The following is a 24403-nucleotide window of genomic DNA, read 5'->3' as shown; positions in this document are numbered from 1 at the left end:
GGTCAGCTGATGGATTCACGGGCATGGCGACGCGCGCCGGAGGCGAGCGTGCCGGGCATGGGGGTCGGCACGGCGACCTCGCGGGTGCGCAAGGGTACCGCCGACGGACGCTTTTTGCGCGCCACGAGGAAGTAACCGCCGCCGAAGATCGACTCCGCCATCGCGGTGCCACCGGCGCGGGGCCAGGCGCTGCCGAGGCGGCGCGGCATCGAGAGCTCGAACTCGTCGCGCACCAGGCGCTGGCTCCACCACCATGGCCACGTGAGGCGCGGCCGGGAACCGCGACTCTGTCGCGCGACCCACGGCGACCAGAGTCCCACGGGGTGGATGCCGGTGATCGCCAGCATACCTCCGGGCGCCAGCACGCGGATCGCCTCGTCGAGGAGGTTGTCCTGGCGCGCCGTGGTTTCCAGCGCGTGCCGGAGCAGGACGACCCCGAACGCTTCGTCGGCGAACGGGAGCGGCTCCAGGCCACTCGCGCGGATATCCCCGCCCAGCGTCGCTCCCGCGACCCGGACGGTCGCCCAGTGGCCCAGCAGCGGAATGGCGGGCGGTTCGGCCGGCGCCGACGTGGTCAGGTGCAGGCCGTGCTCCCCGGTACAGCGGGACAGCAGGGGGCCGAGCACGCGCGCCTCGTCGGCGAGCAGCTTGCCGATCTGCGGCGTGGCGTAGATGTCGTGGGCGAAATGCGGCATGCACGGGAGTGTAGTGGGGTTGAACGGGGGGCGCATGGGTTAACGACTTACTAACGAGCGAGATATACCCGGCTGATATAGTCCGGCCGCCCCGCCCGGTCCGCATCACTGCCCGGCGGCCATTCCTTGGGTGTTCGCGCCCAATCGTTCGTCACGGAGTCCGCCCGATGCATTGGGTCCCCGTCGCGGCTTTGAGCGACAACTACATCTGGCTGGTCGCCGATGACGAGGGCAACGCCTTCGTCGTGGATCCCGGTGAAGCCGCCCCCGTGGAAGCCGCGCTGAAGGAGCGAGGCTGGACGCTGCGGGCGATCCTGCTTACCCATCACCACGCCGATCACATCGGCGGGGTTTCGGATCTCGTGCGCGAGCACGACGTCGAGGTGTACGCCACCGACGACCCGCGCATCCAGCCGAAGAACCACTTCGTCGCGGATGGCGACATCGTCGAGCTCGAATCGCCGAAGGCCAGCTTCCGCGTGATCGCCGTGCCGGGCCACACGCGCTCGCACGTGGCGTATTTCGGCGAAGGATTCCTGTTCTGCGGCGACACGCTGTTCAGCGTCGGCTGCGGGCGCCTCTTCGAGGGCACCCCGGCGCAGATGCTGGCCTCGCTCGATCGCTTCGCCGACCTGCCGCCGGAGACCAAGGTCTGCTGCGCGCACGAATACACCGCGTCCAACATCCGGTTCGCCCTCACCGTCGACCCGGACAACGATGCCCTGCGCCGCCGTCGGGACGAGGTGGCGCGCCTTCGCGAGGAGGCCCGGCCGAGCGTGCCGAGCACCCTGGGCGACGAGTTCGCCACCAATCCCTTCCTGCGCGTCGACAGCGACGCGATCGCGCGCTGGTTCGCGCCGCAGGCCGGGAACGTCGACGACCGGGTGGAGCGCTTCGCCGCGCTCCGCCGTGCCAAGGACACGTTCGCCGCATGAATGCTTTCACCCGCCGGTTGCTGCCCACCCTGATCCCGATGCTGCTGACGGCCTGCGCCGCCGGCATGCCGAAACCCCTGCCCCACCCGCTTCCTGTCGTCGCGCCACCGGCGCCCGTGGAGGACGTGACGGTGTCGCCGAAGATGATGCGCCCGGCGCAGCAGGCGGATTTCTGGTCGGGCATGCGCGACAGCTTCGCGATGCCCGGCTGCGAGGCCGATCCGCAGGTGCTGGCCTGGGCTCGCACCTATACGAAGATGCCCAACCGCTTCGAGCAGCAGGTCAACGAAGTGCTGCCGCTGATCGTCTACGCGCACAAGGCGGCGATGAAGCACAGCGTCGCCGGCGAGTTCGCACTGCTTCCATGGGTGGAAAGCCAGTACCGCCACGTACCGGGCCAGAAGAACCGGCCGGCGGGCATGTGGCAGATCATGCCGCAGACGGCTCGCACGCTCGGCCTGCGGGTGGAGAAGAACTACGACGAGCGCCTCGACATCACGAAGTCGACCGAGTCGGTGATGAACATGATGCGCCGTTACTACGACGACCTGGGCGACTGGCGCCTGGTCGACGTCGCGTACAACGCCGGCGAATTCGGTCTCAAGAAGACGATCGATCGCCACGGCGGCCCCTCGGACGACGACGGCCTGCCCGACGTGCCGATGAAGGCGAACACGAAGGAACACCTCGTCAAGCTGATGGCGATCGCCTGCATCGTGCGCGACCCGGGTCGTTTCAACGTCAGCCTCCCGCGCCAGGACGGCGACGACGCCCTGCAGGTGGTGAAAGTCTCCACCCCGCAGTCGCTCGCGCAGGCGGCGAAGCAGTCGGGCCTGTCGATGGACGACCTGCGCGGCTTCAATCCGGCCTTCCGCACGACCTCCGGCACGGTGAGCGCGAGCCTGCTGTTGCCGAAATCGGCGGCCGACCAGTACAAGCTCGGCCCGGTCGATCCCGTGACCGACCCGGCCGATCCCATCGTCGACGAACTGAGCACGGCGCAGGCGCCGGTGAAGGGAAAGAAGGCCAGGACATCGAAGGACGCCGCCGTCGCGAAGGCGAAGACGACGTCCCGTTCGAAGTCGAAGTCCGCTGCCGCGGACGAGCCGCTCGTGGTCCACAAGGTGAACAACGGCGAGTCGCTCTGGTCGATCGCTCGCCGGCACCAGGTGAGCGTGGAACAGCTCATGAAATGGAACGATCTGCAGACCCAGGCGGTGAAACCGGGTCAGGTGCTGAAGCTGACCGCGTCGCGCTGACGCCGACGCGGTCGCCGTCTCAGAGCTGCACCACGTCCCACTGCACGTCGGCGCTCACGTCCGCGTCGTAATCGACGCCGGACGCCTCGAAGCCGAACAGCTTGATGAAATCGTGCTTGTAACCGGCGTAGTCGGTGACGTCCCAGAGATTCGCGGTGGTGACGGTCGGCCAGAGCGCCTTGCACTCACCCTGCACGTCGTCGCGCAGTTCCCAGTCGTCTAGGCGCAGGCGGCCTTCGGCGTCGGTCTCGGCCTTCGCGCCATCGGCGCGGTAGAGGCGATCGTGGAACAGGCGGTTGATCTGCTCGATCGTGCCCTCGTGGATGCCCTTCGCCTTCATGATCTTGAACACCATGGAGACGTAGAGCGGGATCACCGGAATCGCCGAGCTCGCCTGCGTCACGACGGACTTCATCACGCCGACGTACGAACGCAGCCCCTTGTGACGCTCGCCGAGCTCCTTCGCGGTGCGATCGAGGTGCTGCTTCGCCTGGCCGAGCGTGCCGTGCCAGTAGATCGGCCAGGTGATCGACGTGCCGACGTAGCTGTAGGCGATGGTCGTCGCGTTCTCGGCGAGCACGCCCGCCTCGGACAGCGCGTCGATCCACATCGCCCAGTCTTCGCCGCCCATCACGGTGACGGTGTCCTTGACCTCCTGCTCCGTCGCCGGCTCGACGGTGGCCTGCACGACTTCGTTCTTGTTCGTGTCCACCGAGGACGCCGTGAACGTGTCGCCCATGGTCTTGAGCGCCGAGCGCACCACCGTGCCGGGCTCGCCCATCTTCGTGCCTTCCGGCAGCTTGCGCACCGGCGAGGCGAGCGAATACACGACGAGATCGACCTTACCGCCCATTTCCTCGCGGATGATCTCGATCGCCTTCGCGCGCGTCTCGTTCGCGAACGCGTCGCCGTTGATCGACTTCGCGAAGAGACCCGCCTCGCCTGCGGCCTTGTCGAACGCGTAGGCGTTGTACCAGCCGGCCGTGCCGGTCTTGGTCTCGCTCGAGGGCTTCTCGAAGAACACGCCGAGCGTGGCGGCACCATGGCCGAACGCGGCGGTGATGCGCGAGGCCAGGCCGTAGCCCGTCGAGGCGCCGATCACGAGCACGTTCTTCGGACCGGCGGCGAACGTGCCGCTGGCCTTCGTGATGGCGATCTGTTCTTCGACGTTCTTCGCGCAGCCGACCGGATGAGCGGTGGTGCAGATGAAGCCACGGACCTTGGGCTGGATGATCACGGGTTATCCCTTCGACGCAATGAAGGGCCCATTGTAATAAAGGTCGTGGACCATGCGCTTCCGCATGGAGCGCGGGACGACCCGCATAAAAAAAAACCCCTCCGAAGAGGGGTTTTTTGTTACATGCGGTCCTGGGCGATCTTTATCTCGGTACGCTTCTTGAGCGCCTCGATGTATTCGAGCGTGGCGGCCTGGGCCATCGCGTCCATCATCTGGCCGCGGAGCGCGTCGCGCTGCGCCTTCTCGACCTTCGACGGATCGCCGTCCACGACCTTGTTCACGGCGACCAGCGCGTAGGTGCCGTTGCCGGTCTGGACGGTCGTCCAGGCGGGCTTCCCGTCGACCGGATGCGGCAGCGTGAAGGCCTGCTGCAGGATCGCCGGCGACACGTCGGTGATCGACGCGAGCTTGCTGCGCTCGAGACCGGCCAGCGTGCGCACCGGCGCCTTGGCCAGCGCGGCCACATCGCCACCCTTGGCGAGCTGCGCGGCGATGTCCTCGGCCTGCTTCTTCGCCTGCGCGTCGACGCGCTCGTCGAGGATGCGCTGGCGAACGGCGTCCTTCACGTCGGCCAGCGCCTTCGGCGCGGCCGCGTTGTGCTTCGCCAGATGCATGACGACCGCGTCGCCCTTGCCGAGCTGCACGAGCGAGGAGTTGTTGCCCTGCGCCAGGACGTCGTCCTGGAACGCGGCCAGCGCGAACTTCGGATCCGACGGAATGCCCTCGCCACCCTCGCGACCGAACAGCGGCGAGGTCTTGATCTCGAGACCGAGCTCCTTCGCGGCCGGCTCCAGCGAGCCCGGATTGCGCTCCGTGAGATCGGCGAGCTGACCGGCGCGCTCGTTGTACAGACGCTCGCCCTCGTTCTTCGCCCAGTCGGACGCGAGCTGGCCGCGCACTTCGGCGAACGGCTTCGCATCGCCCTCGCGGGCGTCGCGCAGCCAGATGATGTGGTAGCCCTCTTCCGGCGAAAGGACGGGTTCCTTCGTGACTTCGCCCTTCTTCATGCCGAACAGCGCGGTATCGAACGCCGCGTTCGCGACGCCCTTCTCGAGCCAGCCGAGGTCGCCACCCGTGCGCTTCGAACCCAGGTCGTCCGAGTTTTCCGCGGCGAGCTTGGCGAAGTTTTCCGGCGTCGCTTCGGCGGCGATCTTCTTCGCCTTGTCGAGCGCGGCCTTCTGCTGCTCCGGCGTGGCGTTCTTCGGCACGTTGATGAGGATGTGCGACGCCTCGCGCTGCTCGGGCTGCGCGTAGCGTTGCTTGAACTTGTCGTAATAGGCGTGCAGCTGCTCGTCGGTAGGCTCGCCCACCTTCAGCTCCGACTGCTTCACTTCGAGGTATTGCACCGACACCTGTTCGGGCGCCGTGTAATCGGCGATGTGCGACTTGTAGAAGGCGTCGATGTCGGCATCGGATACCGTGGCGTCCGTCAGCGAGGGACGCGGCAGTTCGACGAAGCTCAGGTCGCGCTGCTGGAGACGGAGGCGGAAGAACGCGTCGACGTCGGCATCGCTGACCAGCGTGGTGTTCGAGATCGCCTCGGGAATGAGCTGCGTCGCGAGCGACGCGCGCACCTTCTGCTCGTACATGCCCGGGCTCATGCCCTGCATCGAGAGGATGGCGCGATAGGCCTCGGGGCTGAACTGGCCGTTGACCTGGAAACCCGGATCGCTGCCGATCGCGCTGCGCACGCTGGCATCGGCGACCGTGAGGCCGAGGTCGATGTTCGCCTGCTGCAGCAGCTGCTGGCTGATCATGCCGTCGAGCACGCGCTGCTTCAGTTCCGGCTTTTCGAGATCCGCCGCCGTGAACGGCGACTGCGGATTCTGCGCCGCCTGCTGGCGCAGCTCGTTCATGCGATTCTGCCAGTCCTGCTGCGAGATCTCGTGATCGCCTACCTTCGCCACGTACGTGTCGACGTGCGAGACGAAATACGACTCGATGCCGAAGAACGCGACGGCAAACACGCAGACACCGAGGACGATGGCGGCAGGCCATCCATGGATCTTGTTGCGCAGGGCTTGCAGCATGATGCGACTCGCGATGGTTGCACCGGTAACCCTTACCGGCGATCGATAAAACAAAGGCGCCACGCGGGCGCCTTTGTGGATGACTGGCGGAGTGGACGGGACTCGAACCCGCGACCTCCGGCGTGACAGGCCAGCATTCTAACCGACTGAACTACCACTCCACTTTCCGTTGGTGGGTGCTGAGGGGATCGAACCCCCGACCAGCGCCGTGTAAAGGCGACGCTCTACCGCTGAGCTAAGCACCCCCGACGGCAAGACGGATTAGTTTACGTGATCCTTGAGCGCCTTGCCAGCGGTGAAGGCCGGGACCTTCGACGCCGGGATCTTGATCTCTTCGTTCGTGCGCGGGTTGCGGCCGGTGCGCGCGGCGCGGCTGCGCAGCTTGAAGGTACCGAAGCCGACGAGGGCAACGTCTTCGCCCTTCTTCAGAGTCTCGGACACCACCTTGATCAGGGCATCGAGCGCCTTGCCGGCGTCAGCCTTCGAGAGCTCTGCCATTTCTGCGATGGCGGCGGTCAGGTCGGTCTTATTCATTACGTAACTCCCTTCATAGGTAATTCGAAGCGCCGGTCGGCGATTCATGGCGAAGACGTCAGGTCGCAGGTGCCGCGCCGATTCGGCATGGCGAATGCAACCCCGCGATCCAGCGCGCCCTTGCGGCGCGGGCGAAGGCGGAGCCGACTTTATACCAGCGCCCTCCCCCCATCGCAATACAAGGAATACCAAGGCTTTCAGGCCATATGCATGGTCTTTGGAGGCTTGCGCGCGACGTCGAAAAGGATTATCGCGGCGTATCGATGACAGGACGACGAAAACGAAAAGGGCGCACTTGCGTGCGCCCTTGTTCGTGACACGAAACGATGCGGTGTCGTTACGTCAATGCGTCAGCGACGGCGATGCCTTGCCCTTGCCACGCTTGCCCTGCGTGCGCGGCACATCGACCTTCTCGCCGCCGTTGCCGGTTTTCGCCTGTCCGATCGGGCGCTCCAGCGCGAGATCGAGTACCTCGTCGATCCACTTCACCGCGTGGATGTCGAGCGAGCCGGTGATGTTTTCCGGCAGGTCGACCAGATCCTTGCGATTCTCCTCAGGGATGATCACCGTGGTGATGCCGCCGCGATGCGCCGCCAGCAGCTTCTCCTTCAGGCCACCGATGGGCAACACGCGACCGCGCAAGGTGATCTCGCCCGTCATCGCGACCTCGGATCGCACCGGCACCTTCGTCAGGGCCGACACGAGCGCCGTGCACATCGCGATACCCGCGCTCGGACCGTCCTTCGGTGTCGCACCCTCCGGCACGTGGATGTGGATGTCGAGCTTCTCGTGGAAGTCCGGCTCGATACCCAGGCCCGCGGCGCGAGCGCGAACGACGCTGAGCGCGGCCTGGATGGATTCCTTCATCACGTCGCCCAGCTGGCCCGTGTGGACCAGGCGACCCTTGCCCGGCACCACGGAGGCCTCGATGCTCAACAGGTCGCCGCCGACCTGCGTCCAGGCGAGGCCGGTGACGAGACCGACTTCGTTCTGCTGCTCCGCGCGACCGAAGTCGAAGCGGCGCACGCCCAGGTAATGATCGAGGTTGCCGCCGTCGACGTGCACGTGGTCGGGCGCGAGCGCCTTGCCCTTCGCCGCCTTCGCCGGCTTCTTCACCTTGGCCTTCGCCTGCGCGGGCACCGTGCCCAGCGCGATCTCCTTCACCACCTTACGGCAGATCTTCGAGATTTCGCGCTCGAGGTTGCGGACGCCCGACTCGCGCGTGTAGTAACGCACGATGTCGCGCAGCGCGTCTTCGCCCACCACCAGCTCGTCGGCCTTAAGACCGTTGGCCTTCAGCTGCTTCGGCAACAGGTACTTCTGCGCGATGTTGAGCTTCTCGTCCTCGGTGTAACCGGGGATGCGGATGACCTCCATGCGATCGAGCAGCGGACCCGGAATGTTCAGCGAGTTCGCGGTGGCGATCCACATCACTTCCGAAAGGTCGAGGTCGACCTCGAGGTAGTGATCGTTGAACGCGTTGTTCTGCTCGGGATCGAGCACTTCGAGCAACGCCGACGACGGATCGCCGCGGAAGTCCATCGACATCTTGTCGATCTCGTCCAGCACGAACAGCGGGTTCTTGCTGCCGACCTTGTTGAGGTTCTGCACGATGCGACCCGGCATCGAACCGATGTAGGTGCGGCGATGACCGCGAATCTCGGCCTCGTCGCGCACGCCACCCAGGCTCATGCGGACGAACTTGCGGTTCGTCGCCTTCGCGATCGACTGGCCGAGCGACGTCTTGCCCACGCCGGGCGGACCGACGAGGCACAGGATCGGGCCCTTCATCGTGTTCACGCGCTGCTGGACCGCGAGGTATTCGAGGATGCGCTCCTTGACCTTCTCCAGCCCGAAGTGATCGGCGTCGAGGGTTTCCTGCGCGAGCGCGAGGTCCTTGCGCACCTTCGTGCGCTTCTTCCACGGCACGCCCACCACCCAGTCGAGGTAGTTGCGCACCACCGTGGCCTCGGCGGACATCGGCGACATCTGCTTGAGCTTGTTGAACTCCTGGCGCGCCTTCGCGAGCACGGCCTTGGGCATGCCGGCGCCGTCGATCTTCTTCTGGAGTTCCTCGATCTCGTTCGCGCCCTCCTCGCCCTCACCCAGTTCCTTCTGGATGGCCTTCATCTGCTCGTTGAGGTAGTACTCGCGCTGGCTCTTCTCCATCTGCGACTTCACGCGGCCGCGGATGCGCTTTTCGACCTGCTGCAGGTCCATCTCGCCGTCGACCAGGCCGATGAGGAGCTCGAGGCGCTGACCGACGTCCGCGGTTTCAAGCACGCGCTGCTTGTCGGCCATGCGGACCGAAAGATGGGCGGCGATCGAGTCGGCCAGGCGCGACGGATCGTCGATGCCCGAGAGCGTCGCCAGGATCTCCGGCGGCAGCTTGCGGCTCTGCTTGACCAGCTGTTCGAACAGCGAGACGAGCGAACGCGACACGACATCGAGTTCGCGCTCGTTGTTGCTGTAGATCGGCTCGATGACGTGCGCGCGGCCGCTCATCATGCCGGCCTCGTCTTCGAACGCGTCGATCTGTACGCGCGACTGCCCTTCGACGAGCACCTTCACGGTACCGTCCGGCAGCTTCAGCAGCTGCAGAACGCCCGCGAGCGTGCCGACGTTGTGCAGGTCGGCGATGGCCGGATCGTCGATGTCGGGGCTCTTCTGCGCGACGAGCAGGATCTGCCGTTCGCCTTCCATCGCGCGTTCGAGCGCGCGCATGGACTTGTCGCGCCCGACGAACAACGGGATGACCATGTGCGGATAGACGACGACATCGCGCAAGGGCAGGACCGGCAACAGGTCCAGCTCGGATCCGCTCGTGGTTTGGCTGCGATTCTTCGCCATGTTCTTGGGGTTTCCCTCGGATGGATGGGGCTCGCCCCGACACTGCGCCGGAGCCGCCATACACGTCAAGTGGTGGTTCGCGAAGGAACGATCAAGGGAGACGCGAGAGCGCCCTCGCAAAGAAAAACGGCCCCGGCGCCGAGTGGACGCCGGGGCCGCCATAAGGGGCCTTGGACGACGCGATCAGGCCGCGTCGCCACCCTCGCCCGCGATGCGCTGCTGCTGAAGGTTGCCGCGGTAGATAAGGTAAGGCTCAGCCTGACCATCGATCACGGCGTCGTCGACCACGACCTTGCTGACATGCTCCAGCGAGGGCAGTTCGAACATCGTGTCGAGCAGCACCTGCTCCAGGATCGTGCGCAGGCCGCGCGCGCCGGTCTTGCGCTTGAGCGCGCGACGGGCGATGGCGGACAACGCTTCCGGACGGAACTCCAGCTCGGCGCCTTCCATGTCGAAGAGCTTGCGGAACTGCTTGGTGACCGCGTTCTTCGGCTCGGTGAGGATCTGCACCAGGGCGGCCTCGTCGAGCTCGTCGAGCGTGGCGACCACTGGCAGGCGGCCGACGAACTCCGGAATCAGGCCGAAACGGACCAGATCGGCGGGCTCGACTTCCGAAAGCGTCTTGCCGACGTTCTCCGTGCGCTCCTTCGAGCGGACTTCGGCCTTGAAGCCGATGCCCGTGGTCTCCGAACGCTGCTGGATCACCTTGTCGAGGCCCGCGAACGCGCCGCCGCAGATGAACAGGATGTTGCGCGTGTCGACCTGCAGGAATTCCTGCTGCGGGTGCTTGCGACCGCCCTGCGGCGGCACGGAAGCCAGCGTGCCTTCGATCAGCTTCAGAAGCGCCTGCTGCACGCCTTCGCCGGACACGTCGCGGGTGATCGACGGGTTCTCGCTCTTGCGCGAGATCTTGTCGATTTCATCGATGTAGACGATGCCGCTCTGCGCCTTTTCGACGTCGTAGTCGCACTTCTGCAGAAGCTTCTGGATGATGTTCTCGACGTCCTCGCCCACGTAACCGGCTTCGGTCAGCGTGGTGGCATCCGCGATCGTGAACGGCACGTTGAGCAGGCGCGCCAGCGTCTCGGCCAGCAGAGTCTTGCCCGAACCGGTCGGACCGATCAGGAGGATGTTCGACTTGCCGAGTTCGACCTCGTCGTTCTTCTGGCGCGATTCCATGCGCTTGTAGTGGTTGTAGACCGCGACGGAGAGCGCCTTCTTGGCGCGCGTCTGGCCGACCACGTACTGATCGAGGGCTTCCATGATCTCGCGCGGCTTCGGAAGGTGCGTGCGACCGGAGGCCGCCTTTTCTTCCAGTTCCTCGCGGATGATGTCGTTGCACAGTTCAACGCACTCATCGCAGATGAACACGCTGGGGCCTGCGATCAGCTTTCGCACTTCATGCTGGCTCTTGCCGCAGAAAGAGCAGTAAAGAATCTTGCCGCCGTCGTTGGAACGGCTCTGCCGCTCGTCGCTCATGCTTTGGGCCCTACTGAGAATCCAGGTGCGCTTTGAGAATAGCACAGCGCTCCGCCCCGGGAATGAGGGGCGAAGTGCCGGTTTTCACAAGCGAAAAGTACAATCAAGCTGAACGGACGGTATCGACCAGACGCTTGTCGAGCACCGAGTCGATCAGGCCATAGGCCTGGGCTTCCGCGCCGCTCATGAAGCGGTCGCGCTCGGTGTCGCGGGCGATCTCTTCCACCGTCTTGCCGCTGTGGTGGGCGAGGATCGCGTTGAGACGCTCACGCATGGTGAGGATCTCGCGCGCGTGGATCTCGATGTCCGTCGCCTGGCCGGAAATACCGCCCGCCCACGGCTGATGGATCATGATGCGCGAATGCGGCAGCGAGTAACGCTTGCCGGCCGCGCCCGCGGCGAGCAGGAGCGCGCCCATCGAGGCCGCCTGGCCGATGCACATCGTGCTGACGTCCGGCTTCACGAACTGCATCGTGTCGTAGATCGCCATGCCCGCGGTGACGGAACCACCGGGGCTGTTGATGTACAGGCTGATGTCCTTGTCCGGGTTCTCCGACTCGAGGAACAGCAGCTGGGCGACGATCACATTGGCCATGTAATCGTCGACCGGGCCGACGGCGAAGATCACGCGCTCCTTGAGGAGGCGCGAGTAGATATCGTACGAACGCTCGCCACGCGAGGTCTGTTCGACGACGATGGGCACCAGGTTGAGGTTCTGGATCGGAGCCATGGACATGGGGTCTCTCCTTCGTGTGGGGCCCGGTTATTGCCAGCGAACGGCGCTCAGGCGCCGATCGGCCGCATCACTTCGTCGAAGCTCAGGTTCTGGTCCGTGGTCTTGGCGTTGTCGGCCACCCACTCCGCCACCTGGTCTTCCATCACGCGGTTCTGCAGTCCCTGCATCAGTTGGGGGTCGCTGTTATACAGTTCAATGACCTTTTCCGGCTCTTCATAGGTGGAGGCAATCGCCGCCAGCATGTCGCCGGTGCGCTTGCGGTCCAGACGGAGCTCGTTCTTGCGGGCGATCTCGCCCATCAGGAGCGCGGCGATCACGCGCTTGCGCGCGAACGGCAGGGCCTCGGCCACCATCTCCGGCGACGGCTGCTGGCCGCGCGGGAGGTTGCCGGCGGCGAGGCTCTGGGCCTCGGCGTTGGCCATGAGTTCCGGCACGTCGAGGTCCGGGAAGGCGCCGGCCAGCTTTTCGGCCACTTCGGACTTCAGGCGGGCCATCACCGTCGCCTTGAGCTCGCGCTCGAGGTTGGCGCGGACTTCCTTGCGGAAGGTCTCGATGTCGCCGTCGGCGACACCGAACATCTTCACGAAGTCGGCGTCGACGGCCGGCAGGTTCGGCTCCTGCACCTTCACGATCTTCAGGGTGACCTTCGCGGTCTTGCCGGCGAGGTCCGGATTGCGGAAGTCTTCCGGGAAGGCGACGTCCTGGACCAGGTCGTCACCCGCGGTGCGGCCGGTCAGGGCGTCGTCGAGCGCCTTGAACAGGGTGCCCGAACCCAGCACGCTACCGGCGCGCTCGAGGCCTTCGGCCGGGAAGCGGTAGTCACCCGCCTCGGCGGAGTATTCGAACATCACGAAGTCGCCTTCCTTCGAGGCGCGGCTGACTTCGTCGAAGCTGCGACGCTGCGTGCGCAGGGTCTCGATCATCTTGTCGATGTCGGCGTCGGTCACTTCGGCCTTCGGACGGGAGATCTCGAGGGCGGCGACGTCGATCGCCGGGAATTCCGGCATCACCTCGAAGGTGGCCGTGTAGGCGATCTCGCCGTTCTCGGCGTTGCCCGTGGTGTCGACGGACGGGTTGGCGATCGGCTGGAGCTTCTCCTGCGTGAAGGCCTCGCGCAGCGTGCTGCCGATCAGGTCCGACAGCGCCTCGCCACGGACCTGCGCGCCGAAGCGCTGCTTGATCACGTTGGTGGGCACCTTGCCCGGACGGAAGCCCTTCAGGCGCACCGTGCGGCCCATTTCCGCGATGCGCTCGCTGACCTGCGTCTCCAGACGCTCAGCCGGGAACTTCACCGTGAGCTTGCGCCCGAGCTTGCCGACATTCTCAACCGAAACCTGCATGACCTCTCCTGAAACCACCACGGACGTGGCGCGATGGCGACCATCCGTCGCCGTAACCGAACACAAGGGCTCCACCGCATGGGCCGGGGCGATGGCCGCGACCTGCCTCCCGGCGGTGAAAAACCCCGCAAATGACTGCCCATTCTACGTTTTGCCTTCACGCCGCCGCAACCTGCCTCAGCCGGGTGCCAGGCGCCTCGGACCGGCCCCTTCGACCGCCAGCCGATCTTCCGGATTGGCGAGGGCGCAGGCCTTGAGGGACAGGCAGCCGCAGCCGATGCACCCGGTCAGCCGATCCCTCAGTTCGGTCAGCTGGGCGATCCGCTCCTCCAGCTCCGCACGCCAGGCGGCGGACATCGTGGCCCAGTCCTCCACCGAGGGCGTACGCTGGTCCGGCAGGCACGCTAGCGCCTGTCGGACCGATTCCAGCGGCATGCCGACACGTTGCGCGACCCGGATGACGGCGATCCGGCGGAGCACGTCCGCCGCGTAGCGTCGCTGGTTCCCGGCCGTCCTGAGACTGCGGATCAACCCCTTGCGCTCATAGAAATGGAGAGCGGACACCGCAACCCCGGAGCGCTTCGCCACCTCGCCCACGCTGAATTCCCTCATCGCTTGACCTGAACATTAGTTGAGGTTGCATCGTGCCCCTTCCGGAGTCGATGGGCAACCGTGCGAGACTCCCCCTCCCCCAAGGAACCCGAATGAACGTGGGCACGTCCGATCCAGACCTCCTCGCCGACGCCGGCGCCGCGCGCGCTCCGGGCATCCTCTCGCCTCCCTACCGGGCCGCGACGGTCGGCATGGTCGCGTTGATCTCCCTGATCGCCTTCGAGGCGCTGGCGGTGACGACGGCCATGCCGACCGTCGCCCGTGAGCTCGACGGCCTGCGCGCCTACGCGCTCGCGTTCGGCGGCGTCCTCGCGACGAGCGTGATCGGCATGACCCTGTCCGGCCGCTGGAGCGACAGGAAGGGGCCGGCGCCCGCCATGTGGACGGGGTTGGCCGGCTTCGTGATCGGGCTGCTCATCGCCGGCTTCGCCCGCGACATGCCGACGCTGCTCATCGGCCGGCTGGTCCAGGGACTCGGCGCCGGCTGTCTCTCGCCCGCGCTGTACGTCATCGTCGGGCGCCTTTATCCGGACGCACTGCGGCCGAAGGTCTTCGCGGCCTTCTCCGCGGGATGGGTCGTCCCTGCCCTGATCGGTCCTGCCGTCAGCGGCGCGATCGTCGAGCACGTCGGCTGGCGCTGGGTATTCCTGGGCGTGCCGCTTCTCGCGGTGCCGGCCGCGGTCGCCCTGCGCGGTGCCCTGCGTTCGCTCGCCTCCCCGGAGGGCGCGGACGCGGACGCACCCGGCCGCATGGCGTACTCGATCGGGGCGGCGGTCGGCGCCTGCCTGCTCTTCGTCGCGGGCCAGGAACAGGGGTGGAAAGTCGCGGCCATTCTCTTGCCGGCCCTGGTCCTGCTCCTTTACTGCGGCCGCCGTCTTCTGCCGGCCGGTACGCTTCGCGCCGCGCGCGGGCTTCCGGCCGTCGTCGCGCTGCGAGGTGTCGCCGCCTCCGCGTTCTTCGGCACGGAGGCCTTCCTGCCCCTCGCGTTCTCGACGCAACACGGCCTCTCGCCGATGTGGGCGGGCGTCGCGATCAGCGTCGGCGCGATCGGCTGGTTCTCCGGCTCCTGGTATCAGGGGCACTACGCGAAAGTGTCGCGGCGAACGCTGCTCGTGCGCGGCACGGCGCTCATGGTGATCGGCAGCACGATCGCCGCGCTCTGCACGTTCGCGTGGATGCCGGTGATCGCCTCCGTCGCGGGCTGGCTGCTGACCGGTCTCGGCATGGGCATGCTCTACGGCACCGTCGCGGTGCTCGCGCTGTCGATGTCGGAGGAACACGAGCAGGGCAGGAACAGTTCGGCGTTGCAGCTGTGCGAATCGCTGATGGTCGCGACCACGCTCGCCATCGGCGGCTCGTTGTTCGCCGCGCTGCTCGCGACATCGCACACCGCGGCCTTCGTCGCGAACTTCGCGATCACCGTGCTGCTCGCGGTGCTCGGCACCGTGGTGGCGCGGCGCGCGGTGACCTGAGCGCCGCCGACCTCGGGCCCGCGTGTTTCGCGATGGTGCTCCAGAACCAAGGATGCCCCTGACTCCGAATCAACACACATGCGCACACACATGTCAGGGCGGCATGGCATCGGACCGACAGCCTCGCATCGCTAAACTAGCGCGCCACGCAGTTTGCCTGCGGTGCAACCGCTGGAAAGAGTTGGTAGGCTAGGAGCGACCACATGGAAGAGACACGAGCAATGAATGCCGACGACATCGACGAGATCCACGCGAACATTTCGAAGACCATGGCCGAGACGATGAAAATCGGCGCCGAAACCGCGAAGATCCAGGCAGAGTCCCGTTACTACCCGGTCGTCGCCTTCGGCGCGATCATCGTCAGCGCCGTCGGCGCCGCCACCGCCATCATCGTCAAGCTTTTCTTTTACGCGGATTCGTAAGGGATGGTGCGAGAGGCGGGACTCGAACCCGCACGGGTTGCCCCGTCAGAACCTAAATCTGGTGCGTCTACCAATTCCGCCACTCTCGCGCGCCGCGTCATTCTAGGCGCGTGGGCCGCACCGGTCCACTGCGCCGGCTGGCGGGAGCGTCAGGCCCGGCAACCCGCCAGAAGATCCAGATCCGGCTTGTAGAGCGTCGTCCTCACGTCGAAGAAGCCCAGCAACGTGTGGAACAGATTGTCCTGGCTCGCGGGCTGGGTGCGTCGCCGCTCCATGCAGTCCAGGCGCACGCCGCTGTCGCGCACCCAGCCGGGAGAAAGCCACATCAGCATCGGCACATGCTTCTGCTGGCTGGGCGCCGTGTCCCAGTCCGCGCCGTGCAGGTAGATGTCGTGCTCGCCGAGCGATTCGCCGTGGTCGGAGAGGTACATCATCGCGCTGTCGACGTCGGGCACCGCCTTGAGGGTGTCCACGACGCGCCCGAGGATGTGATCCGTGTAGAGGATCGTGTTGTCGTAGCTCGCCACCGCCTGCGCGTACGTGCAGGTCTGGACCTCGCCCGTATCGCAGCCCGGGCCGAACACGTTGAACGCCGCCGGATAGCGCTGAAAATAATCCGGGCCATGACTGCCCTTCAGGTGCAGCACCAGCAGCGCCGGCGAGCGCATGCGCGCGAGGCGCTCCGGAAGGTCGGTCAGGAGGACATCGTCGAAGCAGCCCTCGGCGTCGCACAGGCCCGCGACCCTGGCGTTGGTGAGGTCGTCGTTCGGTACGCGAGCGCAGACGTCCTTGCAGCCTTCGTCGTTGTCGCGCCAGAAGACGTCGACGCCGGCGTGCTGGAGCACGTCCAGCGCGTTCCAGTGCGATTTGGCTACCGGCTTGTCGAACTTCGCACGCGTCATGTCCGAGAACATGCAGGGCACCGAGATCGTCGTCGCCGTGCCGCACGACCAGGTATCGCTGAAATAGATGGCGCCGGCGCGCTTCATCTCCGGATTCGTCTCGCGCCCGTATCCCTGCAGCGACTGATTCTCCGCCCTCGCCGTCTCGCCCACCACGAGCACGACGACGCGCTTGCGGCCGCTGGTCGTCGGCGCGAGCGTCGCATCGGTGCCGATCGGCGTCATGCTGCGCTTCGGCCGGAAGACGTCGCGCTGCAGGTAATGAAAGGTGCCGCTGAGCGCCGCATACGGATTGAACACTTCATACAACGCGCGATGGTTGCGCTCGAAGTACACGTAGTTGCGGCCGGCCAGCATCGACGGCACCACCATCAGCAACGCGGCGCCAAGCACGATGGCGGCGCGCTGACCGAGGCTGCGCCACATCGGCGGAAAACGCACCGGCACGAGGAGGACGAGCACCGCCGGCAGCACGCCGAACGCGAGCATCCAGCCGACGGAGCCGAACGTGACCAGCGCGAGCGCTTCCGCGCGCTGCGTCTCGAAGATGCTCTGGATGACTTCTTCGTTGAGGTGCACGCCGAACGCGTCGGCATAGTAAGCGCTCGCGGTCGCGACGAGGATGAGCAACGCGAGGATGGGCTTGCCGATGCGCGGCCACGTCACCAGGGCGAGGGTCAGCACCAGGTTGCCGACGAGCCGACAGCAAACGGTCACACTCAGCAGCCAGAATCCTGGGGTGCCGCGCGATGCGGCCAGCGCGTCATGGACCTGCGTCCACAGCTCCCGGTTGAGCACCGTGAGCATGTAGAGGGCCACGATGGCCCCAAGCGCCCAGGCGGGCACGCCACGCCGCGCGGCGCGCATACGGCTTCGCCCTGCCGACAGGGCGGGCGAATGGGTGTGGATCGACATCGGGCAACTCGTTCGCCCGGCACGTTCGCGGGCAGGTCAAAGGCGTGGAATAAAGGGGCCATCATGGGCTCGCACGCCTTTCCGGGAACTGTCCTGCGCCCGTGCGTATCCGCCTCAAAAAGAAAAGGCGCTCAGGTTTCCCTGAGCGCCTTCGAATTGGTGGGCCGTGTAAGATTCGAACTTACGACCAATTGATTAAGAGTCAACTGCTCTACCAACTGAGCTAACGGCCCGTTTGAAACTTGCGTTGTAAGTGGGGTGGACGATGGGACTCGAACCCACGACATCCGGAATCACAATCCGGTACTCTAACCAGCTGAGCTACGCCCACCATAAAACACCATCTGGCGCGCCCGACAGGAATCGAACCTGCAACCGTCGGCTTAGAAGGCCGATGCTCTATCCGGTTGAGCTACAGGCGCAGGCACTGTACGTAGAACGCCAATTGGTCGGGGCAGAGGGATTCGAACCCCCGACATCCAGCTCCCAAAGCTGGCGCTCTACCAGACTGAGCTATACCCCGAACTTCAAGCACCATCCCGATTTACCGGGGTGTAGCCTTCAAATGTTACGGGTCAAACTCAAGCCCGTCAATCCGTATGAACACACCACACTTTCAACTACCGCGACCGAAGCGTTACCGCCGCGGCCTTGCTTAAAGATGGTGCGCCCGGAGAGATTCGAACTCCCGACCACCAAGTTCGTAGCCTGGTACTCTATCCAACTGAGCTACGGGCGCACACTTTAAACCTTTGACCCGGTGACTAATGCCGCGAAGCGTTAGCGCCGTGCCGAGAAGCGGAATTATTCAGATATCGAGGGTGTGCGTCAACACTTTTCTGAAACTTTTTTTCTCGCGGATGTAACAAGCGTTGCGAATAGCCGTCCGAATGGATGCATTCGCGAGGTCGCATTGCCGCGATGTCGTCGCGAGCCTGCCCGCTGCCGCGGGATCTCCGATGCGATCGGCTCCCACCGGGCTGGGGCGAGTCTCCGCTCCATAACTAAGAAGGGCGGCCCGTGGCCGCCCTTCCCGTTTACAGCTGCGTGGCCGGCTTGCCGACCTTGTCCGGCGCCGAGCCGGCGTCACCGCGCGGGGGCGGCGGCGGGGTCGGACCCGGCTTCTGCCAGTCGACCGGCGGCCCCGGCTCACGACCGTTCATGATGTCGTCGATCTGACGTGCGTCGATCGTCTCGTACTGCAGCAGCGCGTCGGCCATCACGTGCAGCTTGTCGATGTTGGTGGTGAGCAGGTCCTTGCTGCGCGCGTAAGCGCGATCGAGGATCGTGCGCACCACTTCGTCGATCTTGCGCGCCGTCTCGTTGGACACGCTCTTGTGCTGCGTCACGGAGCGGCCGATGAAGACCTCGTCTTCCTCCTCGCCGTACGTGACCGGACCCAGTTCGTCGGACAGGCCCCACTTCGTGGCCATGTTGCGGGCCATCTTCGTGGCGCGCTCGATGTCGTTCGACGCGCCCGTCGTGACCTTGTCGTGACCGAAGATCAGTTCCTCCGCCACGCGACCGCCATACAGCGAGCACAGCTGCGATTCGATGGCGACCTTGTTCATGCTGTAACGGTCGCCCTCGGGCAGGTACATCGTCACGCCCAGCGCGCGGCCGCGCGGGATGATGGTGACCTTGTACACGGGGTCGTGTTCCGGCACCAGGCGGCCGATGATCGCGTGGCCCGCCTCGTGATACGCCGTCAGTCGCTTCTCTTCGTCGTTCATGGCCATCGAGCGGCGCTCGGTGCCCATCAGGATCTTGTCGCGCGCACGGTCGAGGTGGCTCATGCGCACTTCGCGGGCGTTCTCACGCGCGGCGAACAACGCGGCCTCGTTCACGAGGTTCGCCAGGTCGGCACCCGAGAAGCCGGGCGTGCCGCGCGCGATCGTCATCGGTTCGACGTCCGTCGCGGTGGGCACCTTGCGCATGTGCACCTTGAGGATCTGCTCACGGCCCTTCACGTCCGGCAGGCCGACCACGACCTGGCGGTCGAAACGGCCCGGACGCAGCAGCGCGGGGTCGAGCACGTCGGGACGGTTCGTCGCCGCGATGACGATGATGCCCTCGGTGCCTTCGAAACCGTCCATCTCGACGAGCAGCTGGTTGAGCGTCTGCTCGCGTTCGTCGTGACCGCCGCCCATGCCGGCGCCGCGATGGCGGCCGACGGCGTCGATCTCGTCGATGAAGATGATGCAGGGCGCGTGCTTCTTCGCCTGCTCGAACATGTCGCGAACGCGGCTCGCACCGACGCCCACGAACATCTCGACGAAGTCGGAACCGGAGATCGAGAAGAACGGCACCTTGGCCTCGCCCGCGATCGCCTTGGCGAGCAGGGTCTTGCCAGTACCGGGCGGGCCGACCATCAGCACGCCGCGCGGAATCTTGCCGCCCAGCTTCTGGAACTTGCCGGGATCGCGGAGGAATTCGACGAGCTCGCCGACCTCTTCCTTGGCTTCGTCGCAGCCGGCGACGTCGGTGAAATTGACCTTGACCTGGTCTTCGCCCTGCAGCTTGGCGCGCGAGCGACCGAAGCTCATGGCGCCGCGGCCGCCGGAACCGGCCTGCATCTGGCGCATGAACCAGATCAGCACCGCCACGAAGATGATGATGGGCAGCCAGTTGAAGACGAGGCCCAGCAGCGAGAAGCCGTTGTCGGCGGGCTCCTGGCGAAGTTCGACGCCCTTGTCGCGCATCTGCTTGACCAGATCGCTCGTGGACAGGCCCACCACCGGCACCACGGTGCGGTAGGAGCCGCCGTCCTTCAGCTTGCCGGTGATTGTCGGCGGTGCCGTCGAGGTGATCGTGCCGCTCGCGACGTTGCCGTTGTCCACCTGCTGCGCGAAGGTCGTGTAGGACATGTCCTGCGACGAGCCGCTATGCGGGTTGAAGGTCTGGAACACGGTCAGCAGGACCACCGCGATGATCAGCCAGAGCAACAGGTTTTTTGCCATCTCGTTCATGCGCGGTTCTCGCCAGGTTGCCGGGACGCGGACTTCAGGCCGGTCGCCAGCGCATAGACCTCTCGCGAACGGGCGCGGGAGGCCTTCGGTTTACGCATCGTCACGCGACTGAAGTCCGCGCGCAAGTTCTTCAGGTACTCGTCGAACCCCGCCCCCTGGAACAGTTTCACCAGGAACGACCCGCCCGGCTTCAGCCAGTCGAGGCTGAACTGACGGGCCAGGTCGCAAAGGTCCATGGCGCGGATCTGGTCGGCGAGTGCCACACCGGACATATTGGGGGCCATGTCCGACAGGACAAGATCGACCTTCTGGCCTCCGAGCATCGCTTCGAGCTCTCGAAGCACCGATTCTTCGCGGAAGTCGCCCTGCATGAATTCCACGCCGGCGAGGCTGGCCATGGGCAGGATGTCCAGGGCGATCACCTTGCCGGTGTCGCCGAGCCGCTGGCGGGCCAGCTGGGACCAGCCGCCGGGGGCGGCGCCGAGGTCGACGATCGTCATGCCGGGCTTGAGCAGCCGGTCGCGGTCGATCAGCTCCTCCAGCTTGAAGACGGCGCGGGAGCGCATGCCCTCCGCCTGGGCCTTCTTGACGTAGGGATCGTCGAAATGCTCCCGCAGCCAACGGGAACTGCTCTTGCTGCGTGCCATGGGCTTTCGACCATCGATAAGTAAGGTGCCGGCCGTTGATGATACCCTTTGCCGCCTGTCAGCCGCACATCGAACCTGAACGCAATGTCGCTCTCCCCTACACAGCGCCGTTACCTGCGCAGCCTCGCCCACGACCTTCGCCCGGTGATCCTCCTCGGCAACAAGGGCGCCACCGAGGCCGTGGCCAAGGAACTGGGCCAGGCCCTCGACATCCACGAGCTCGTCAAGGTGAAGCTCTCCGGGGGCGACAAGGACGAGCGCCAGGCGCAGATCGCCTTCCTTACCGGCCAGACGGGCGCCGAAAACGTCCAGGAAATCGGCCACATCGTGGTCCTGTTCCGCCGGAACGAGCAGGACCCGAAGCTCGCCCTGCCCCGCTGAGCCCATGGATCTCTCGTTCGAGCACCAGGGCGAATACCTCTTCGTGCGGCGGGTCGGGCCGTCGACGGTCACGATCGTCGACCGCGACTTCCACAAGAGCCTGCTGGTCACGCCGAACGAGGTGGTCGAGGACTGGCCGATCACCGACGCCGCGCAACTCACCCTCGCCGACGTCGAGACCATCGCGGCCCTGAAGCCCGAGGTCGTGCTGCTGGGCACCGGTGAGCGCCAGGTCTTCCCGCCGGCCGAGGTCATGGCTGCGTTCCTGCGCCGCGGCATCGGCATCGAAGCCATGACCAACGGCTCGGCCGCCCGCACCTACAGCCTCCTGGCCGCGGAGGGCCGGAAGGTCCTGGCGGCCTTCATCCTGCCCTGAGAAACCTCTCCATGCGCATCCTCGTCCTCGGCGCCGGCGGAACCGGTGGTTACTTCGGCGGACGCCTTGCCGAGGCGGGTATCGACACGACGTTCCTCGTCCGCCCGGAACGCGCGCGCACGCTGGACGACAAGGGACTGGTGATCCGCAGCCCGTTCGGCGACGCGCACCTGCGCGTGAAGCACGTCACCGCGGACACCGTCGGGGATGCCGGGTCCTTCGACCTCGTCCTCCTCTCGTGCAAGGCCTACGACCTGCACTCCGCGATCGAAGCGATCGATCCGGCCGTGGGCGACGGCACCGCCATCCTTCCGATCCTCAACGGTCTGGCGCACTACCCCTCGCTCGACCGCCGCTTCGGACCCGACCGCATCATCGGCGGCATGTGCGTGATCAGTGCCGGCAAGGGGCCGGACGGCGAGATCGTCCATTACGGCAACGGCGCCTCGATCACCTTCGGCGAACGCGACGGCGGCACGCACGGCGGTCGCTGCGACGCCATCGCGGCGACCCTCGCCAGCGCGCGGATCGACCACACGCACGCCGAGGACATCCACCGCGACCTCTGGGCCAAGTTCACCTTCCTCGCCACCCTGGCGGGGGCGACTTGCCTGTTCCGCGGCAGCGTCGGCGACATCATCGCCACCGACGACGGCCGGCTGCTCGTCGAGCGCATGTACGAGGAGTGCCTCGGCGTGGCTCGCGCCTGCGGCCATCCGGTACCCGACAAGGCGCGTTCGTTCGCCTGGAAGACGCTGACCCAGGAAGGCTCGCCGCTCACGGCGTCGATGCTGCGCGACCTGGAATCGGGCCAGCGCATCGAAGGCGACCACATCGTCGGCGACATGCTCCGCCGCGCGCGCGACGCCGACGTGCCTGCGCCCCTGTTGCAGGTCGCGCTGACGCACCTGCAGGCCTACGAGGCGCGCAAGGCCCGCGGCGGGCTCTGAGTCGCCCGCCGGGTTATTTCGGCGGCAGGTATTGCAGCGGATCGACCGGGTTGCCGTCGCGACGGATCTGGAACTGGAGTTCGTCGCGGGTGGCCCCGGACGAGCCCATCTCGGCCACCGTCTGACCGGCCTTCACCTTCTCGCCTTCCTTTACCAGGCGCTTGCGGTTGTGCCCGTACGCGGAGAGGAAGCTGTCGCTGTGCTTGATGATCACGAGTTCGCCGTAGCCGACGAGACCGTTGCCGCTGTACACCACGACGCCATCTGCCGCGGCGCGGATCGGATCGCCCGCCTTGCCGCCGACCTCGATGCCGGGGATCGCGTCGCCCGACGAGAACTTCTTGATGAGCGCACCATCGGCCGGCCAGCGCCAGGTGATGCCACCCGCGCTACGCGTGGCGCCACTGGCGACGATCGGCGTGGACGCCGGCGGATTCTCGACCGGCGGAGGCGGCTGCGTCGCGGGCGCCGAGGGCGCGGGCGGCGGCGGGACCACCGATTCGGCCGGCTTGCCGGCGACGACGACGGGCGTGTTCGTGGTGGTCGCCGGCGCGGGAGCCGACACGACGGCCGGCGGCGGTGCGCTCTCCGCCTCGGTCACGGGCGCGAAGCCCGGCTGCGCGCCGGCTGGCGGTGGCGCCGCATGGGGCGCAGGCGTAGCTGACGGAGGCGGCGTCGCGGCCGCGACCGGTGCCGGCGTCGCCGTGTGCGACGCGCGGCCCGGCGGCGACAGACGCAGCTCCTGGCCGGGCCAGATCGTGTAAGGCGAGGCGATGCCGTTCCAGCTGGCGAGGTCGCGGAAGTCGACCTTGTTGCGGAAGGCGATGCTGTAGAGCGTATCGCCCTTGCTGACGCGATAGCTGCCGCCCGGTGGGGGCGGCGGCGTGGCGGCGCGGGCCGGTTGATACGACCCCGGGCTTCGGGTCACCACGACGGAACTGCGCTCGATGCCGCAACCGCTCAGGACGAGGACGGCCGCCAGGGTGGCGGCCAGCGGCAGCGCTCGGGTCATGAGCATCGCGGATCTCCTTTCACGGTCACTCATCGCAACAGGAACCACCAGGCGGCCAGCAGGACGATGGCTACGATAACAGCCCACCCGATCCATTCGATGTGTTTGCGCAGCATCTGCTCCGCGCGCTCACCGAAGATGCGCACCAGCAGCGCCAGCAGCCAGACGCGCTTGCCACGGCCGATGAGCATGCACAGCAGGAACGGCAGCAGCGGCACGCCGACGATGCCCGCGGCCCAGGTGACGAACTTCATCGGCACGACAGGCTGCAGCGCGGCCATCGCCAGCACGATGTACAGGCCGAGCGCATGCGCCTGCATGTCCTTCTGCAGGTTCTCCACGCCCTTCAGGATCGGCGCGAGCAGGTGCAGCGAGTCGAGCAACGGCTTCAGCGCCTCGAAGGCGAAATGCCCCAGCGCGTAACCGACCACGGAGCCCAGCAGCGAAAACAGCAGGCTCCAGTTGGCGAAACGGAACGCCTTGCGCGGCTCGGCGAGCATCATCGGCGCCAGCATCACCTCCGGCATCACCGGGAAGATGAAGGCTTCGACGAAGGAGAGGCCGGCGAGATAGCGCACCGCATGGCGATGGCGTGCCCAGGTGATGGCGCGCTCGTAGAGCGAAGCGAACAGCCGCATTCAGCGGTTTTC

General features: G+C 66.3%; 21 protein-coding genes and 8 tRNA genes. 7 read left to right on the top strand and 22 right to left on the bottom strand.

All coding sequences use genetic code 11. The annotated features are described in order from the left end of the window. Window positions 1-2: 2 nt before the first annotated feature. The gene (locus J2X58_RS02460; RefSeq protein ID WP_090054247.1) at window positions 3-695 is read right to left on the bottom strand and encodes a methyltransferase domain-containing protein; all 693 of its coding nucleotides are present in this window, start codon (window positions 693-695) and stop codon (window positions 3-5) included. A 167-nt stretch (window positions 696-862) separates the two neighbouring features. Between J2X58_RS02460 and gloB the strand changes: the two genes are divergently transcribed. Together gloB and J2X58_RS02450 are read left to right on the top strand one after the other, a co-directional pair. Continuing rightward, window positions 863-1630, top strand: a complete 768-nt coding sequence (gene gloB / locus J2X58_RS02455) for a hydroxyacylglutathione hydrolase (RefSeq protein WP_310046238.1) — start codon at window positions 863-865, stop codon at window positions 1628-1630. Beyond that, on the top strand, window positions 1627-2889 hold the full coding sequence (locus J2X58_RS02450) for a transglycosylase SLT domain-containing protein (protein WP_310046237.1): 1263 nt from the start codon (window positions 1627-1629) through the stop codon (window positions 2887-2889). The genes gloB and J2X58_RS02450 overlap by 4 nt, the downstream gene beginning before the upstream one ends. A 19-nt stretch (window positions 2890-2908) precedes the next feature. Here J2X58_RS02450 and fabV read toward each other — a convergent pair whose 3' ends face one another. The 10 genes from fabV to soxR all read right to left on the bottom strand — a co-directional run bounded on the left by fabV (window position 2909) and on the right by soxR (window position 13707). Further along, entirely contained in the window at window positions 2909-4126 is a 1218-nt protein-coding gene (gene fabV, locus J2X58_RS02445) for an enoyl-ACP reductase FabV (RefSeq protein WP_310046236.1), read from the bottom strand. A 119-nt stretch (window positions 4127-4245) separates the two neighbouring features. Beyond that, entirely contained in the window at window positions 4246-6156 is a 1911-nt protein-coding gene (locus tag J2X58_RS02440; RefSeq protein ID WP_310046234.1) for a SurA N-terminal domain-containing protein, read from the bottom strand. A gap of 84 nt (window positions 6157-6240) precedes the next feature. After that, window positions 6241-6317: transfer RNA gene (locus J2X58_RS02435), tRNA-Asp, on the bottom strand. Window positions 6318-6326: 9 nt separating this feature from the next. Then, window positions 6327-6401 (bottom strand) — tRNA-Val (locus J2X58_RS02430). Window positions 6402-6417: 16 nt separating this feature from the next. Further along, window positions 6418-6690 carry an HU family DNA-binding protein gene (locus J2X58_RS02425; protein ID WP_090054255.1) on the bottom strand — a complete coding sequence of 91 codons (273 nt, stop codon included), beginning with the start codon at window positions 6688-6690 and terminating at the stop codon, window positions 6418-6420. A 342-nt stretch (window positions 6691-7032) separates the two neighbouring features. Continuing rightward, a complete protein-coding gene (gene lon, locus J2X58_RS02420; protein WP_090177688.1) occupies window positions 7033-9540 on the bottom strand; it encodes an endopeptidase La in 2508 nt (835 codons plus the stop codon). A gap of 183 nt (window positions 9541-9723) precedes the next feature. Then, entirely contained in the window at window positions 9724-11019 is a 1296-nt protein-coding gene (gene clpX / locus J2X58_RS02415) for an ATP-dependent Clp protease ATP-binding subunit ClpX (protein ID WP_090054259.1), read from the bottom strand. Window positions 11020-11122: 103 nt separating this feature from the next. Then, window positions 11123-11755, bottom strand: a complete 633-nt coding sequence (gene clpP / locus J2X58_RS02410; RefSeq protein ID WP_090054261.1) for an ATP-dependent Clp endopeptidase proteolytic subunit ClpP — start codon at window positions 11753-11755, stop codon at window positions 11123-11125. A 47-nt stretch (window positions 11756-11802) separates the two neighbouring features. Further along, window positions 11803-13095, bottom strand: coding sequence for a trigger factor (gene tig, locus J2X58_RS02405; RefSeq protein WP_090054263.1), 1293 nt, complete (start codon window positions 13093-13095; stop codon window positions 11803-11805). 177 nt (window positions 13096-13272) lie between these two features. Beyond that, a complete protein-coding gene (gene soxR / locus J2X58_RS02400; RefSeq protein ID WP_310046233.1) occupies window positions 13273-13707 on the bottom strand; it encodes a redox-sensitive transcriptional activator SoxR in 435 nt (144 codons plus the stop codon). A gap of 191 nt (window positions 13708-13898) precedes the next feature. Here soxR and J2X58_RS02395 point away from each other — a divergent pair, with 191 nt between their 5' ends. Both J2X58_RS02395 and J2X58_RS02390 read left to right on the top strand, forming a co-directional pair. Continuing rightward, window positions 13899-15179 (top strand): MFS transporter, encoded by a 1281-nt coding sequence (locus J2X58_RS02395; RefSeq protein ID WP_310047882.1) that lies wholly within the window; start codon window positions 13899-13901, stop codon window positions 15177-15179. A 203-nt stretch (window positions 15180-15382) separates the two neighbouring features. Then, a complete protein-coding gene (locus J2X58_RS02390) occupies window positions 15383-15601 on the top strand; it encodes a hypothetical protein (RefSeq protein WP_310046231.1) in 219 nt (72 codons plus the stop codon). Between the two features lie 4 nt (window positions 15602-15605). Here the strand turns inward: J2X58_RS02390 and J2X58_RS02385 are convergent. The 9 genes from J2X58_RS02385 to rlmE all read right to left on the bottom strand — a co-directional run bounded on the left by J2X58_RS02385 (window position 15606) and on the right by rlmE (window position 21034). Further along, a tRNA-Leu gene (locus tag J2X58_RS02385) sits at window positions 15606-15690 on the bottom strand. A gap of 60 nt (window positions 15691-15750) precedes the next feature. After that, complete coding sequence (locus tag J2X58_RS02380) at window positions 15751-17418, bottom strand: phosphoethanolamine--lipid A transferase (protein ID WP_310046229.1); 1668 nt, start codon at window positions 17416-17418, stop codon at window positions 15751-15753. 157 nt (window positions 17419-17575) lie between these two features. Next, window positions 17576-17651, bottom strand: a tRNA-Lys gene (locus J2X58_RS02375). 21 nt (window positions 17652-17672) lie between these two features. Next, a tRNA-His gene (locus tag J2X58_RS02370) sits at window positions 17673-17749 on the bottom strand. Window positions 17750-17763: 14 nt separating this feature from the next. Further along, window positions 17764-17840: transfer RNA gene (locus J2X58_RS02365), tRNA-Arg, on the bottom strand. Between the two features lie 24 nt (window positions 17841-17864). Beyond that, a tRNA-Pro gene (locus tag J2X58_RS02360) sits at window positions 17865-17941 on the bottom strand. A 139-nt stretch (window positions 17942-18080) separates the two neighbouring features. After that, window positions 18081-18157, bottom strand: a tRNA-Arg gene (locus J2X58_RS02355). Window positions 18158-18455: 298 nt separating this feature from the next. After that, window positions 18456-20387: an ATP-dependent zinc metalloprotease FtsH gene (gene ftsH, locus J2X58_RS02350; protein WP_310046228.1), complete on the bottom strand. Its 1932-nt coding sequence runs from the start codon at window positions 20385-20387 to the stop codon at window positions 18456-18458. Then, the gene (gene rlmE, locus J2X58_RS02345) at window positions 20384-21034 is read right to left on the bottom strand and encodes a 23S rRNA (uridine(2552)-2'-O)-methyltransferase RlmE (protein WP_090054272.1); all 651 of its coding nucleotides are present in this window, start codon (window positions 21032-21034) and stop codon (window positions 20384-20386) included. Before rlmE ends, ftsH begins: the two co-directional genes overlap by 4 nt. Before the next feature lie 84 nt (window positions 21035-21118). Between rlmE and J2X58_RS02340 the strand changes: the two genes are divergently transcribed. The 3 genes from J2X58_RS02340 to panE are packed head-to-tail and all read left to right on the top strand — an operon-like array spanning window position 21119 to window position 22741. Continuing rightward, window positions 21119-21415, top strand: a complete 297-nt coding sequence (locus J2X58_RS02340; protein WP_090054274.1) for a YhbY family RNA-binding protein — start codon at window positions 21119-21121, stop codon at window positions 21413-21415. Between the two features lie 4 nt (window positions 21416-21419). Beyond that, window positions 21420-21791, top strand: a complete 372-nt coding sequence (locus J2X58_RS02335) for an Mth938-like domain-containing protein (protein ID WP_310046226.1) — start codon at window positions 21420-21422, stop codon at window positions 21789-21791. A gap of 11 nt (window positions 21792-21802) precedes the next feature. After that, window positions 21803-22741, top strand: a complete 939-nt coding sequence (panE, locus tag J2X58_RS02330) for a 2-dehydropantoate 2-reductase (RefSeq protein ID WP_310046224.1) — start codon at window positions 21803-21805, stop codon at window positions 22739-22741. Between the two features lie 13 nt (window positions 22742-22754). On the opposite strand, the gene J2X58_RS02325 is transcribed toward panE, so the two are convergent. Together J2X58_RS02325 and J2X58_RS02320 are read right to left on the bottom strand one after the other, a co-directional pair. After that, window positions 22755-23753 carry a peptidoglycan DD-metalloendopeptidase family protein gene (locus J2X58_RS02325; RefSeq protein ID WP_310047880.1) on the bottom strand — a complete coding sequence of 333 codons (999 nt, stop codon included), beginning with the start codon at window positions 23751-23753 and terminating at the stop codon, window positions 22755-22757. A 29-nt stretch (window positions 23754-23782) separates the two neighbouring features. After that, window positions 23783-24391 carry a DedA family protein gene (locus J2X58_RS02320; RefSeq protein ID WP_090054279.1) on the bottom strand — a complete coding sequence of 203 codons (609 nt, stop codon included), beginning with the start codon at window positions 24389-24391 and terminating at the stop codon, window positions 23783-23785. Window positions 24392-24403: the final 12 nt, after the last annotated feature.

The organism is Luteibacter sp. 3190, assembly GCF_031456385.1.
GTDB lineage: Bacteria > Pseudomonadota > Gammaproteobacteria > Xanthomonadales > Rhodanobacteraceae > Luteibacter.
Note: the sequence above shows the minus strand (reverse complement) of the source record. Positions and strands in the feature narration are given on the sequence as shown.